At 66.5% G+C, this 13,658-nt stretch carries 16 protein-coding genes; 11 read left to right on the top strand and 5 right to left on the bottom strand.

The window, feature by feature from the left end:
• Positions 1-289 precede the first annotated feature (289 nt).
• Positions 290-1,720, bottom strand: a complete 1,431-nt coding sequence (locus GGC64_RS08560; RefSeq protein ID WP_192721957.1) for a PLP-dependent aminotransferase family protein — start codon at positions 1,718-1,720, stop codon at positions 290-292.
• A 28-nt stretch (positions 1,721-1,748) separates the two neighbouring features.
• On the opposite strand from GGC64_RS08560, the gene GGC64_RS08555 reads away from it, so the two are divergent.
• Both GGC64_RS08555 and GGC64_RS08550 read left to right on the top strand, forming a co-directional pair.
• Complete coding sequence (locus tag GGC64_RS08555) at positions 1,749-2,171, top strand: hypothetical protein (RefSeq protein WP_192721956.1); 423 nt, start codon at positions 1,749-1,751, stop codon at positions 2,169-2,171.
• Positions 2,168-2,530, top strand: a complete 363-nt coding sequence (locus GGC64_RS08550) for a hypothetical protein (RefSeq protein ID WP_192721955.1) — start codon at positions 2,168-2,170, stop codon at positions 2,528-2,530. Before GGC64_RS08555 ends, GGC64_RS08550 begins: the two co-directional genes overlap by 4 nt.
• Before the next feature lie 20 nt (positions 2,531-2,550).
• On the opposite strand, the gene GGC64_RS08545 is transcribed toward GGC64_RS08550, so the two are convergent.
• Positions 2,551-3,423 (bottom strand): LysR family transcriptional regulator, encoded by an 873-nt coding sequence (locus tag GGC64_RS08545; RefSeq protein ID WP_192721954.1) that lies wholly within the window; start codon positions 3,421-3,423, stop codon positions 2,551-2,553.
• A 71-nt stretch (positions 3,424-3,494) separates the two neighbouring features.
• On the opposite strand from GGC64_RS08545, the gene GGC64_RS08540 reads away from it, so the two are divergent.
• The 5 genes from GGC64_RS08540 to GGC64_RS08520 all read left to right on the top strand — a co-directional run bounded on the left by GGC64_RS08540 (position 3,495) and on the right by GGC64_RS08520 (position 6,503).
• The gene (locus tag GGC64_RS08540; RefSeq protein ID WP_192721953.1) at positions 3,495-4,211 is read left to right on the top strand and encodes an SDR family oxidoreductase; all 717 of its coding nucleotides are present in this window, start codon (positions 3,495-3,497) and stop codon (positions 4,209-4,211) included.
• Positions 4,212-4,379: 168 nt separating this feature from the next.
• Positions 4,380-4,517 (top strand): hypothetical protein, encoded by a 138-nt coding sequence (locus GGC64_RS08535; RefSeq protein WP_192721952.1) that lies wholly within the window; start codon positions 4,380-4,382, stop codon positions 4,515-4,517.
• Positions 4,518-4,549: 32 nt separating this feature from the next.
• Complete coding sequence (locus GGC64_RS08530; RefSeq protein WP_192721951.1) at positions 4,550-5,326, top strand: PASTA domain-containing protein; 777 nt, start codon at positions 4,550-4,552, stop codon at positions 5,324-5,326.
• 30 nt (positions 5,327-5,356) lie between these two features.
• Positions 5,357-5,830: a DUF6636 domain-containing protein gene (locus GGC64_RS08525; RefSeq protein ID WP_192721950.1), complete on the top strand. Its 474-nt coding sequence runs from the start codon at positions 5,357-5,359 to the stop codon at positions 5,828-5,830.
• Positions 5,820-6,503 carry a hypothetical protein gene (locus tag GGC64_RS08520; RefSeq protein WP_192721949.1) on the top strand — a complete coding sequence of 228 codons (684 nt, stop codon included), beginning with the start codon at positions 5,820-5,822 and terminating at the stop codon, positions 6,501-6,503. The genes GGC64_RS08525 and GGC64_RS08520 overlap by 11 nt, the downstream gene beginning before the upstream one ends.
• Before the next feature lie 3 nt (positions 6,504-6,506).
• On the opposite strand, the gene GGC64_RS08515 is transcribed toward GGC64_RS08520, so the two are convergent.
• A complete protein-coding gene (locus GGC64_RS08515) occupies positions 6,507-7,547 on the bottom strand; it encodes an LLM class F420-dependent oxidoreductase (RefSeq protein WP_192721948.1) in 1,041 nt (346 codons plus the stop codon).
• Between the two features lie 37 nt (positions 7,548-7,584).
• Positions 7,585-8,430 carry a hypothetical protein gene (locus GGC64_RS08510; protein ID WP_192721947.1) on the bottom strand — a complete coding sequence of 282 codons (846 nt, stop codon included), beginning with the start codon at positions 8,428-8,430 and terminating at the stop codon, positions 7,585-7,587.
• Positions 8,431-8,485: 55 nt separating this feature from the next.
• Between GGC64_RS08510 and glmS the strand changes: the two genes are divergently transcribed.
• Both glmS and GGC64_RS08500 read left to right on the top strand, forming a co-directional pair.
• Positions 8,486-10,348, top strand: coding sequence for a glutamine--fructose-6-phosphate transaminase (isomerizing) (glmS, locus tag GGC64_RS08505; RefSeq protein ID WP_192721946.1), 1,863 nt, complete (start codon positions 8,486-8,488; stop codon positions 10,346-10,348).
• A 51-nt stretch (positions 10,349-10,399) separates the two neighbouring features.
• Positions 10,400-10,777 (top strand): DUF1622 domain-containing protein, encoded by a 378-nt coding sequence (locus GGC64_RS08500; RefSeq protein ID WP_192721945.1) that lies wholly within the window; start codon positions 10,400-10,402, stop codon positions 10,775-10,777.
• On the opposite strand, the gene GGC64_RS08495 is transcribed toward GGC64_RS08500, so the two are convergent.
• Complete coding sequence (locus tag GGC64_RS08495; protein ID WP_192721944.1) at positions 10,766-11,635, bottom strand: alpha/beta fold hydrolase; 870 nt, start codon at positions 11,633-11,635, stop codon at positions 10,766-10,768. The genes GGC64_RS08500 and GGC64_RS08495 overlap by 12 nt on opposite strands.
• An 84-nt stretch (positions 11,636-11,719) precedes the next feature.
• Here GGC64_RS08495 and GGC64_RS08490 point away from each other — a divergent pair, with 84 nt between their 5' ends.
• The gene (locus tag GGC64_RS08490; RefSeq protein ID WP_225951211.1) at positions 11,720-12,190 is read left to right on the top strand and encodes a CGNR zinc finger domain-containing protein; all 471 of its coding nucleotides are present in this window, start codon (positions 11,720-11,722) and stop codon (positions 12,188-12,190) included.
• Positions 12,191-12,231: 41 nt separating this feature from the next.
• Positions 12,232-13,653 (top strand): NAD(P)H-hydrate dehydratase, encoded by a 1,422-nt coding sequence (locus GGC64_RS08485; RefSeq protein ID WP_192721942.1) that lies wholly within the window; start codon positions 12,232-12,234, stop codon positions 13,651-13,653.
• Positions 13,654-13,658: the final 5 nt, after the last annotated feature.

Genomic DNA, 13,658 nt, shown 5'->3' with positions numbered 1-13,658 from the left:
ACCGCACGGTCCGGATCCCTGCGTCCCAGGGGTTGACTGTTGGGTTCCGGGTGACCCACCCGGACACAACCCCTTCGGGCCGCCTGGGCAGGTCATGCAAGGCAACGCGGGGGGTCCCGGACTGACTGGAGTTCCGCCGGGTCACTGGGGGGAGACGTGGCTTCCGCCGAATTGGACTGATCTAGGAATCCCAGGCCCGCTACCAGTCGTCTGGAACCCGGATGTGCTCGCCTGGGGCGTCTGGTGGGCTGACCAGTTCATCCCAAGTCCGCTCACCTGAACAGCTGACCTACACAGGGCATAGTGACCCGAGAGTCGCCAACCCATTGCGGATGGCCGGCTCGGCAATCGCGCCGTAACCGATCACCAGTGCGGGCGGTGCTTCCGAAGGCGTCGACCAGTTCCAGCTCGCGCCCTCGACGAGGACGCCGCGGTCGCGCGCAGCGTCTACCAGCCTGACTTCGTCGCACGCCGATGGCAGTCGCAAGTACATGTGCAGCCCGGCGGCCACTCCCGTTGGAATCGCGTCGGGCAGCGACGTAGCGACCGCGGCGAGGGCGGTATCGCGTCGCCGTCGATAAACCGGCCGGACCCGACGGAGATGCCTTGCAAAACCGCCCGATTCGACGAACCGTGCCAGGGTCAGCTGTTCAAGCAGGGTATTTCCCATGTCGTCCAGCAGCTTCTGCGCGACGACTTCGTCGACCAACCAGTCCGGCGCCGCGAGCCAACCCAGCCGCAGTGCAGGCGTGAGAGTCTTGCTCGCACACCCCGCGTAAGCCACTCGTTGCGGTGCCAGCCCTTGCAGGGCGCCGATTGGTGCTCGGTCATAACGGAATTCGGCGTCATAGTCGTCTTCGATGATCAGCCCGTCGTTGTCGTGGGCCCACTTGACGAGAGCGGTACGTCGCTCCGCGCTCAGGACGGTACCCGTCGGATAAGAGTGCGCAGGCGCCACCAGGACAGCTCTGACGTTGTGCGCCAACAACTTCGCCACATCGAGCCCGCCGTCGTCAACGGGAATCGGCACGACACCTAGGCCGGCGTTGATGATGGCCTGGCGGTGAAGTCCGAAGCAGGGATCCTCGACGGCGATTGCGTCCACCCCGCGGGCACGCAGTGCGCGGACCGCCAGCACCACCGCCTGGGTGATGCCCGACGTGATCAGCATGCGATCTGGCGTCGTCGCGACACCGCGAACACGCGCGACGTAGTTGGTGAGCGCTTCGCGCAATTGAAGTGCCCCAAGGGGACCCGGGTAGCCGAGCTGGTGGTTGGGCACCTCGTTGAGCGCGGCGCGGTAGTGGCGCAGCCACTCGGTTCGCGGAAACAGCGCCGGGTCGGGGAGCCCGCCGAGCAGGCGAACGTCAGCGACCGGTTCGGTGGTCACCGATGGTGCCCGCACCGATGCCGGAGCGATCGGCAGTACCTGCGTACCGGACCCTTGCCGCCCGCTGAGATAGCCGTCGGTCGCGAGGTGTTCATACGCGGCCACGACCACAGTGCGTGCGATACCGAGATCGCGCGCCAGTGTTCGCGTCGGCGGCAGGACCGTTCCGGCAGGCAGGCGCCCCTGTTGAATCGCCGAGCGCAACTGTTGTTGCAGCTGCGCGGACAGCCCCCGCCGGCCAGACCGATCCAGAGCGACGAGAAGGTCCGACGGAAAGCCGCGCAGATCAGAATTGGTCTGCTCAAAAAGTTGCGAATTGGATACTGACACGCACCAATTATGCGCCGACAGTGGGGCCATGTCCCCAGTGAAAAGTCCGACGGCCGCGGTAGCCGCTCCCATGTTGACCCCCTGGACGCCTGGTCCGGTCGATCCCGGTGATGCGCCGGTGACGGTCAGCGTCACCGAGTTCTCGGCGCATCACCGCCGAGTGCTTCCCGCCGTCGCCGTCAACGGGCTGCGCATGCGGATGGGCTGGTACGCCATGTCCGGAGCCGTCGGTATGTGGCTCTGGATGCTGCCGGCCGCCGGGCGCGGAGGTTCGGTCTCGGTCTGGGCGTCCGACGAAGACCTCGAACGGTTCGTCGGCCTTCCTCACCACGTCGACATCATGCGGCGATACGGCGACCGCGGCACCGTGCGGTCGACTACCTGGACGGCGGACCGTTTCGAAAGAGGCGCCATCCTGGATCGCGCTTGCGATTGGATCGCGGACTCGTGAAACCGTTGCAGCTGTATGCATTTGGCCGCATCGCCTTTGGGGTCGCCTCGCTGACCGCGCCGGCGGTCACGGGCGCGACGCTCGCCGGACCTGGTGGCGCCCTACCTGACGCGCAGGCATTTCTGCGGGGCATGGGAGCGCGCGAAATCGGACTGGGGCTCGGCCTGCTCGCCGCGATCGGTTCACGTGGGCCCGCGAGACGGTGGGTGATCGCGGGTCTGCTGGCCGATGCCGGTGACATGGCCGGTATCGCGGGTGCGTGGCGGCACATGCCGCCCGCCAAACGGTGGCTCGGTCTGGGAACCGCGGGCGCTGCGGCAGCGGCAGGTGCAGGCGCGCTGGCGAGCTTGCAGAGATAGCCGCCAAGACCGGCCGGCCGTCAGATCGTCTGCGTTCGGCACGCCAGCGCCGCGCTGACGAACGTGTCGCGAGCGGAGTTATCGGTTGCGGCATCCCAGATCAGCGTGACCTGGCTGGGGCCGATGTCCTCAATCGGCAGCACCCGCACATCGGGCCTGCGATAGAACGCCGTCGTCGACTGGGGCAGGATCACAAAACCTTCTTGTGCCGCAACGAGTTCCAACTTCTCTTCGACGGTGCGCGCCGTTTGGCCGGCGCGGCGATACTCCGGTGCGGCAATCGCATACCACTCCGGAACCGTGGCCGGGTCCTGCAACAGCCGCTTTGATGCCAGGTCTCTCAATCGGACCGACCGCTTCTTGGCGAGCGGGTCTGCGGCGGGCAGCACGGCTACTCGCGGCTCCTCCAGCAGCGGTGCCGTGCCCAACCCGTGATGATCGATCGGCTCGCGCGCGTAGACGACATCGACCTCGCCGCGGTGCACGACATCGACCTGATCGGCCCATCCCACTTGCACGACCACCGCGCGCCGCGACGGCTCGTCTGCTTCGAACGCTGCGGCGGCCGCGGTGGCCAACAGCCCGGGCATCACGCCGACCGTCACGGTCACGGTTGCCTGCGTGGCGCGGGTTAGCCTCTGCTGCAATGCTTTTGCCTCAACAAGAAGGTAGCGTGCATCGTCCAAGAGCTGCTTGCCTGCGATGGTCAGCTCCGTCCCGCGAGAATCGCGGGCGAACAGCTGCACGCCGAGTTCGCATTCGAACGAGCGGATCTGGCGTGACAACACGGGCTGCGCGATGTGCAGGCGCTCGGCGGCGCGACCAAAGTTCAGTTCCTCGGCAACGGCCACGAAATACCGCAGTTTGCGCATGTCGAGGTCGGGCACGGCCATACCGCTAGGGTATCGCTTCGCGACGAAAAGGGTCTTGGACTCCGCGCACCCTTCGACCCGACAGTGGACACATGAGCTTGAAGAACGCACGAGTCCTCGTCATCGGCGGCACCTCCGGCATCGGCCTCGCCGTCGCATCCGCGGTAGCCGACCGGGGAGCCACCCCGATCGTGGTGTCGCGGCGGCAGTCCAGTGTCGACCGGGCATTGACCCAATTGCCCGACCATGCCAAGGGCGCAACCGTCGACCTCACCGACCTCCCGGGAATGGAGGGACTCGCCATCGAGATCGGCGACATCGAACACCTGGTCTTCACTGCCGGCGAATCGCTTCAACTGGCGCCGCTTGCCGACCTCACTCCGGAGATCATCTCCGCCTTCTTCCAGACGCGGTTCGTCGGCGCGCTGACCGCGGTGCGGGTATTCGCCCCGCGTCTCACACCGGGCGGGTCGATCACGCTGACGAGCGGCACCGCGGCCGAGCAGCCGGGCTTCGGTGCTCTGCCGGTGAGCATCTGCGGCGCGATGAACGCGCTGACCAAGGCCCTTGCCGTGGAGCTGGCACCGATCCGGGTCAACGCCGTGGCGCCGGGCGTCGTGCGCACTCCGCTGTGGGACGCGTTGACCGAGTCCGACCGGCACGCCATGTATGACCAAGCCGCGCAGCAGCTTCCACTGGGCCGCATCGGAGAAGTCGCCGACACCGCCCTGGCGTACCTCTATTGCATGGAACAGCAGTTCGGCACCGGCACTGTGCTGACCGTCGACGGCGGGACCGTCCTGGTCTAGGCCCCGCTGAGGAGCAGCACGGCAAAAGATAGGGAAATCTCCCCATTCATTCGCGACCGTCTCTTCGCGCACACTTCACAGCGAGCGCGAAGGAGGCAATACATGGGGACACTGCGATCAACCTGTGAGCACGCCGGGCGAGCGGCTGGGCGCTTTTCGTTTTGTCGCATGCGATCTGCCACACAGCTGCACCTGTCATTGCCCGATTCCCTGGCATCGCAAGCCATCACCGCGCCGCAGGCGTACACCTTCCGGCTGGACTCGAGCCAAGAATCCGCCAAGGCCAAGACGGCAGTCTTCACGTGAACCCATTTCACTCACCTGGAGATGACCGAGTCATGAAGCCAAGCCCGCTGGTCGTACTGGGCATGACGGCAGGGATTGTGGCCGCGGCGGCATCCGCCCCGGGAGCCGCTGCCAGCCCGGCGCCCACGACCGTTGACCAGCTTTGCGCGGCTCAGCAGTGGCCGCGGTCCATGCCCGACGTCGTCGGGAAGAACCTCGATCAGGTGACGGGGCAAGGGGCACTGGCGTGTTGGGACAACGTTCGCGGTGTCGCGCCAGACGGACATGATCCGGTCGGCAACGCCACCGATGCAGCCGGCTATCTCATCACCGCCGTATCGCCTCCACCCGGCACGCCCATCGGCCGCCACGACGCGGTGACCGTTCAGCTGACCGGTGTCGATCGGCAGGCGCCGCCGGCGTCCCGACCCTGCGACTGGGTTACCACGGACGAAGCTGCCGGCGTCCTCGGTGGTCCGGCGACCGTCGAGCCGCTGCTCGATGAGGCCGGTTCGGTCGAATTCTCGTGCGCCTACAGAAGATCGCCGGACAGCGGCGTGGAATCCGAATTACTGATGCCTGGCGCCTTTCCAGTCGATGCCGCATCCCTGCTGGCGCTCGCGGCTGCTACGTCGAACAATCCGACGACGGTCGAGGGGCTCGGCGTCAAAGCCGCGTGCGTGTTCAACGCAGGCACCACGCCGCCGTCGACGGCGTTGCTCGTCGTGTTGAGCGGGGACCGGCTGTACCGGGCGGTCGGAAAGTACTACATGAGTTGCGACTCGCTGAAGCAGTTCGCCCAGAAGGCAATTGGCCGTATTGGCGCATAGCCCTCGTTCCCACTTGGAAAGGACCCTTTGATGACGGCCAAACTCGCATTGATCGCGACGGCGACCGCCGCTGCCGCCATCGCCCTATCGGCGACCGCGCATGCAGATGACGTTGCGGACGTGGACTTTCTGTCGCCGACGGGAAACATCAGCTGCTCGATCACGTTGTTGGCTCCCTTCGAAGCCAACGGCCAACAGTATGCGGGCAACAACGTGGTGAATTGCGAGATCGTCGACCATACGTGGTCGACACCCGATGAGTGCGGCACAACGCGCGGTCATGTCGCCCAGGTGTCGATGCGCGCCGATGCGACGAAGGCGCCGATCGTGACATGTGCCAAATATCCCAACCAGCTTCCCCTGCCATGGCCGACGCTTGACTACGGCCAAAGCCGCACTGTCGGTGTGATCACCTGCACTAGCGAGGTATCAGGGATCACCTGCACCAATAATTCCACGGGCCATTTCTTCCGTTTGTCCAACGAGTCGTTCGATGTCGGCTGAGACAGGGAAGTCACTTCGCGTCATCCGCGCGGTGTCGGCCATCGCGATGATCTTGCTCGGCATGGTCGTCGTCCCGCGCGCGTCGGCCGATGATCACTGCCGGGACGGTGGACCGCCGGCCAAGGCGGCGAGCAAGGACGTCAGCGACATCTACGGTCAGCCGGCCACACTGTGGATTTCCGACACCGTCGTCGGCCTCACCACGCCGCAGGGCTACAGCGCGGCGAAAGTCATCAGCGCCAGCCCGCTGCAGCGCCGGGCGATGTTGGTCGACGCTCAGCAGGACGGCAACCATCAAATCATCGTCGACACCGGCCGCGAGGCAATTCTGTACGTGGTGTCGGGCTGCAGAATCTACCCAGCCGTCGAGCAGACCGGCGAGGAATTCCGCTTCGACGTCGGGCATCGACGCGCGCTCGGTGACGGCATAGGTTGCAGCGATCTCGGCGATGGCAGGCACCTGGTCCAGTTACTACAGCTGCGCGACGATCAGGGCCGACCGCTACTGGCAGTGCGCCGCACCGAGATTGACCTCAACGGTGCCTGGGTCACCCTCGGCCGATCCGACACCGTCACCGCGACGTCGGAGCAGGATCCGGCGTGGACCACAGCGGCCGACCTCAGCTGCGGCGATCTGACCCTGACTCGCGATGGAGTCGCGGCGCCGTACTGACCGCTATGGCAGCAGCGACTGCAATTCCTCGACGAAGCGTACGGATTCGCGGCGGTCGCCCGAAAGCGGCTGCAGCAGAAGCGTCGTCGCACCACCTTCGGCAAACGCGGCGAGCCTCTCCTTGACGTAGCTTCGTGGCCCTACCAGGGACACGTGGCGCACCAGTTCGTCGGGCACCGCCGCGATCGCCTCCTCCTTCTTGCCGCCGAGGTAGAGGTCCTGGATGTGGTTGGCCACGTCGCCGAAACCGTAGCGCGTCGCCAGGTTGTGGTAGAAGTTGCGGCCACGCGCACCCATGCCGCCGATGTAGAGCGCCAATTGTGGCTTCACCCAAGCCAATCGGTCGTCGACATCGTCACCGATCGCCAACGGAGCACTGGCCATGATGTCGAGCGGACCCAGCGCGGCATCGCGCTTGGCGTAGCCCGCCCGCAGCGACTCACCCCATACGTCGTCGGCCTTCTCCGGGTAGAAGAACACCGGCTGCCAGCCCTCGGCGATCTCGGCGGTGAGCTCGACATTCTTCGGCCCCAGCGCGGCGATCGTGATCGGAATGCGCTCGCGGACAGGATGGTTGATCAACTGCAGTGGCTTGCCAAGCCCGCTGCCCTGGTCTGGCGGCAGCGGAATCTGGTAGTACTTGCCGTCGTATGTGACGCGTTCGCGGCGCCACACCTGACGGCAGATTTCGACCACCTCGCGGGTGCGTCCCAATGGCGCATCAAACGGCACGCCGTGGAAGCCCTCCATCACCTGCGGCCCCGATGTGCCGATGCCAAGTCGAAAACGACCGTCGGAGACGTAGTCGAGTCCTGCCGCCGTCATTGCCAGCAGCGACGGGGTACGGATGTAGATCGGAACGACGCCGGTGCCCAGCTCGATCCGCGAGGTCTTGGCCGCCAGGAAGCCCAACTGGCTGATCGCGTCGTAGGAGTAGGCCTCGGCCACCAATGCGATGTCGACGCCGATTTTCTCCAGTTCGACGACCTCGTCGACGGCCTCCAGAAAGCCACCGGCGTAGTTGAGAAATATCCCTGTCCGCATTACGAAGTTATACCCCCAACCGGTTGGTTGACAGAACTCAGGGCTTCAGTAGCGCAATGACCTTGTTCTCCATGTCCACCGGATCATCGGCGAACGGATCAACCGCCGGGGCCTTGGGCAGGTCGACCTCGGGGTCGGCGAAGTCGGCGTAGGCCTTGTCTGCGGTCAGCGTGTGCAGCAGGTAACCCGTCAGCAAAGCGCGCACGACCTTTTGCGTGCTACGGTCGGCCCCCGGCAGTCCCACGACACGCGCCAACCGCCTGCCCTCGATCAACCCACCGGCCTTGGCTTTGTTCACCGTGCGAAGCGTCGCGCCCTTCCAGACTCTGGACAGCTCGACGGCGTTGGAGCGCAACGTCATTGGGTCACCCGGCGCGGTGAGCACCAGACCAGGCACCGGCAACGAGGCCGCGGGCTGCTCCGCGGGTGGCTTGGTCACCGTCGGAAACATCGCTACGACGGCCTTCGGTTTGGCCGGCATTCCGGCCGCCGCGAACACCGCCGCCGAGCCGCCGAAGCCGTGCCCGACCACGCCCAGCTTCGTCGGGTGCACGCTGATCTTTCCCGGACCCAGTCGCACGCCCGCGACGATGTCGAGGGCGGTGCCCAGGTCGAAAGCCAGGTTCAGCACCGACGGCGCCACGCTTGTTTCCGTCGCGGGGGCGGCGGCCACGATGCCCCACGACGCCAGGTGTTCCAGCGTGCCCTCATAGCGGTCCACGCCCGCGAGCCAGTCATGCCCGAACGCCACACCCGCCAGGTTCAGCCCGGACTCCGGGGTATAGACCACACCCGGCATACCGGCGAAGGCCAGGTCACCACGCAAAACGCGGTGCGGTCCGCGGCGGGTCAGAGCTGCGAAAAGCTTCTTCGTGCTGGCCACCATCGAACCGTAGCGCAGCAGGTGTGACCCAGCCCTTGCACTACCCTGGATGCCTATGTGTGGAATCGTCGGCTACGTCGGGCAGCGCCCTGCCTGTGACATCGTCGTCGACGCGCTGCGCCGCATGGAGTACCGGGGTTACGACTCGTCGGGGGTGGCACTGCTCGACGGCCGCGGCGGGCTGACGATCCGTCGGCGCGCAGGCCGGCTGGCCAACCTCGAGGCGACACTCGCAGAGTCCAGCGACAGTCTCGTCGGCACCACCGGCCTGGGCCACACCCGGTGGGCCACGCATGGCAGGCCCACCGACCGCAACGCCCACCCGCACCGCGACGCAGCGGGCAAGATCGCGGTGGTCCACAACGGCATCATCGAGAACTACGCGCCGCTGCGCGCCGAACTGGAGGCCGCAGGCGTCGAGTTCGCCAGCGACACCGACACCGAGGTCGCGGTTCACCTGGTCTCCCGGCAGTACCGCGACGGTGAGACAGCGGGCGACTTCGCGGCCTCCGTGCTCACGGTGCTGCGCCGGCTCGAGGGTCACTTCACGCTGGTCTTCGCGAACGCCGACGAACCCGGCATGATCGTCGCCGCCCGCCGCTCCACCCCGCTGGTCGTCGGTGTCGGCGACGGCGAGATGTTCATCGGCTCCGACGTCGCCGCCTTCATCGAGCACACCCGCGACGCTGTCGAACTAGGCCAAGACCAGGCCGTCGTGATCACCGCGGACGGTTACCGCATCACGGATTTCCACGGCGATCCGAACGTCGATTTTCGTGAGTTTCACATCGACTGGGACCTGTCGGCCGCCGAAAAGGGTGGCTACGAGTACTTCATGCTCAAGGAGATCGCCGAGCAGCCCGCCGCGGTTTCCGACACCTTGCTCGGCCACTTCGCGGACGGACGCATCGTTCTTGACGAGCAGCGGCTGTCCGATCAGGAGTTGCGGGAGATCGACAAGGTCTTCGTGGTGGCCTGCGGGACGGCCTATCACTCCGGGCTGCTCGCCAAGTACGCGATCGAGCACTGGACGCGGCTACCCGTCGAGGTCGAACTCGCCAGCGAATTCCGTTACCGCGACCCGGTTTTGGACAGCCACACGCTGGTCGTGGCGATCTCGCAGTCCGGTGAAACCGCCGACACACTGGAGGCGGTGCGCCACGCCAAGGAACAGAAGGCCAAGGTGCTTGCCATCTGCAACACCAACGGCAGCCAGATCCCGCGCGAGTGCGATGCGGTGCTCTACACGCGGGCCGGGCCCGAGATCGGCGTGGCGTCGACCAAGACATTCCTCGCCCAGATCGCCGCGAATTACCTTGTCGGCCTTGCTCTTGCGCAGGCGCGGGGCACCAAGTACCCCGACGAGGTGGAGCGCGAGTACCGCGATCTCGAGGCGATGCCCGACTTGGTTGCGCGGGTGCTCGAGACCACCGAACCGGTTGTGGCGCTCGCTCACCGGTTCGCGCAGTCGCAGACGGTGCTGTTCCTCGGCCGCCACGTCGGTTATCCCGTCGCGCTCGAAGGCGCGCTCAAGCTCAAGGAATTGGCGTACATGCACGCCGAGGGTTTCGCCGCCGGTGAGCTCAAACACGGCCCGATCGCGCTGATCGAGGACGGCCTGCCGGTCATCGTCGTGATGCCGTCGCCGAAGAACTCACCGACGCTGCACGCCAAACTGCTGTCGAACATCCGGGAGATCCAGGCCCGCGGAGCGATCACGATCGTCATCGCAGAAGAAGGCGACGACACCGTCCGGCCCTACGCCGATCACCTGCTCGAAATTCCGGCGGTGTCAACGCTTTTCCAGCCGCTGCTGTCGACCATCCCGCTGCAGGTGTTCGCCGCAGGCGTTGCGCAGGCCCGTGGTTACGACGTGGACAAGCCCCGCAACCTGGCGAAGTCCGTCACAGTCGAGTAGTGCGGCGGCGTGTCGTCGCAATAGCAGCGCCGAGAGTGACACCATGACGGCGTGTCTCTCGTCGAGGTGATCGAGGGCATCGGCTCGACGATCGATGCGATCGGTGTCGCCGTCATCGCAGGCGGCGCGATACTGGCCGTCTTCCTGACGATTGGCCGGGCTCGCCAAGAAGATGGTGGCGCATATGAGTTCTTCCGCAGACGCCTCGGCCGCGCGATCCTGCTCGGGCTCGAATTCCTGGTCGCCGCAGACATCATCCGCACCGTTGCCGTCACACCCAGTGCCGAGAGCGTGGCAGTGCTCGGCGGCATCGTGCTGATCCGGACGTTCCTGAGCTTCTCGCTGCAACTGGAGGTGACGGGGGCGTGGCCGTGGCAACAACGCTCCGCCGCCGCGGTCGACAAGACGCAGGGGCGCTCAGCCGATTAAATGCCGCTCCAGGAACGGCCGGACCAACGCGACGACCTCGGCCAGCCTGCTCTCCAACAAGAAGTGGCCGCCGTCGAGCAGGTTGATCTCGGCTCCCGGGAGATCCCGCGCGAACGCCAATGCGCCGTCCGGGCCGAATATCTGGTCGTTGCGGCCCCATACCGCCAGCAGCGGTACCTGCGAGGTCCGGAAGTATTCGTGCACACGCGGGTACAGATCGACGTTGGAGCTGTAGTCCGCGAACAGTTCCAGCTGCGCGGCGATCCGTTGCGGGCTGCTCGCCACCGCTGAGTGCGCATTGACCCACGTGTCGGGGTCGACCACCGACGGATCCGAAACCCCATGGGTGAATTGCCATTTCAGCCCGTCTGTGCTGATGAGTTCGCGCAGGGCAGCGGCGTTGGTTTCGGACCGCTCGCGGCCGTAGGCGAACAGCGGCTTCATCACGTCGCCGACAAACCCGTCCACGTAGGCGTTGCCGTTCTGGGTGATGATCGCTGCGATGCGCTCGGGATGGCGCAGTGCCAGCCGCCAGCCGACGGGAGCGCCGTAGTCCTGGACGAAGATCGCATACCTCGGCAGTGCGAGGTGGTCGAGCAGCGCGTCGACATGGTCGGCGAGGTTGTCGAACGTGTAGCTGAACTCGTCGGCGCCCGGCACGTCGGAGTGCCCGAAGCCGGGGTAGTCAGGGGCGACGACGTGGTAGCGATCGGCCAGCGCAGGGATCAGGTTGCGGTACTGGTGCGAACTGGCGGGCGTGCCGTGCAGCAGAACGACGGCGGGTGCGCCGGGTGAGCCGCCCTCGCGATAGAAGATCCGGCGACCGGCGACCTCGGCGAAGCGATGGTGCGTGACCATTCCTAACCCTTTCTATTGGATATAGTGGTTAGGCGCAGTCAACACTATTGATTCTAACCCGTCAACAGCTATATGATGGTTAGCATGCCTTCGACAGTGGATTGGCAGGCCGTCCTGCTTGACCTGCTCAACACCACGCCGATGGTCGACGGGCAGATCGTCGATCGGCTGGACGCCCGTTGGCTGCGGGCCCACGGCGCTCCGAAGGGGGCCGACGTCCGGGACCTGCGCGACGACCTGCAACGAGTCGTCCTCATGGAGGCCGACGCTTCGGTGCTCCGTCACTACCTCACCGACGCCCGGCAGGTGCCCGACCTTGGGCCAGACGGTGTCCACTGGTCGCTTGAGGCCGACTGGCCCGCGCGCGTGGTGCTGGCATGGGGTGAGTTGGAAAGGGATATGCCCGGTCGATTGCGACCGTGCGCCAACGAAGAGTGTCGGCAGTTCCTCATCGACCACTCGCGCGCCGGGACCGCTCGATGGTGCTCGATGAGTGGTTGCGGCAACCGAATGAAAGCCCGCCGCCACTACAGCCGGACGAAAAGCGGAGCCTGAAACGTCGCTGTCAGTGTCGCGGGCATGGAATCCTGGCTGGAATGCGGCACTACTACACCGCCGATGAGATCCGCGAAGCCGAAGCGCCGCTGCTGGCGTCGCTGCCCGAGGGTGGGCTCATGCGACGCGCCGCGTTCGGGTTGGCCACCGCGATCGTGCGCGAACTGGTTGTGCTGACCGGCGGCCTCGCAGGACGTCGGGTATGCGCCGTCGTCGGCTCCGGCGACAACGGAGGCGACGCGCTGTGGGCAGCGACGTTCCTGCGCCGCCGTGGCGTCGCCGCCGCAGCGGTGCTGCTCAACCCCGAGCGCACCCACAAGGCGGCGTTGGCGGCGTTCACCAGGGCCGGCGGCACCGTGGTGGAAACCGTGCCGGCGACAACCGATCTGGTGATCGACGGCGTCGTCGGCATCTCCGGGTCGGGAGCGCTGCGGCCGAACGCGGCCGAGGTTTTCGCCGCCGTCGACCAGGCGGGCATTCCCGTCGTCGCGGTCGACATCCCAAGCGGCATCGATGTGCAGACCGGTGCGGCCGAAGGTCCGCACGTGCACGCCACCCTGACAGTGACGTTCGGTGGCCTCAAACCCGTTCACGCCCTTGGCGATTGCGGACGCGTCGAGTTGGTCGACATCGGCCTCGACCTCCCGTCCACCGACGTGCTCGGTTTCGACCGCGCAGACGTCGCCGCACGCTGGCCGAAGCCGGGCCCGAAAGACGACAAGTACACCCAGGGCGTCACCGGCATTATGGCCGGCTCCGCCACCTATCCCGGCGCGGCTGTGCTTTGCACTGGCGCCGCCGTCGCCGCCACCTCAGGAATGGTTCGCTACGCCGGAAGTGCGGGCCCGCAGGTGCTCGCGCAGTGGCCAGAAGTCATCGCCGCCCCAAGCCCGCAAGCATCGGGCCGCGTACAAGCCTGGGCGGTCGGGCCCGGTCTCGGAACGGACGAAACCGGTGCCGCTGCACTGGCTTTCGCGTTGGAGACCGATCTGCCGGTGATCGTCGACGCCGACGCGTTGACCATCCTCGCCGCACACCCGGACCTCATCGCTGGCCGTAAAACCCCGACCGTATTGACCCCGCACGCAGGCGAATTCGAGCGGTTGGCCGGCGCTCCGCCCGGCAGCGATCGCGTCGCAGCCACCCGCAAGCTGGCCGACCGGCTCGGCGCAACGGTACTGCTGAAGGGCAACGTCACGATCGTCGCCGAGCCCGGGGGGCCGGTATATCTGAACCGAGCGGGCCAATCATGGGCCGCCACAGCGGGATCGGGCGACGTGCTGTCGGGCATCATCGGCGCGCTACTCGCCGCCGGGCTGCCTGCCGGGGAGGCGGCCGCTGCGGCCGCGTTCGTGCACGCCCGCGCCGCCAACCTGTCGGCAGCCGACCCCGGACCACGGCCGGCGCCGACGTCGGCGTCGCGCATTCTTGCTCACGTCCGTGGTGCCATCGCTTCGCTCTAGAAAGG

It is taken from the genome of Mycobacterium sp. OAS707 (assembly GCF_014873705.1).
Taxonomy (GTDB): Bacteria; Actinomycetota; Actinomycetes; order Mycobacteriales; family Mycobacteriaceae; genus Mycobacterium.
The sequence above is the reverse complement of the archived record's forward strand: the minus strand, read 5'-3'. Positions and strand labels throughout refer to the sequence as shown.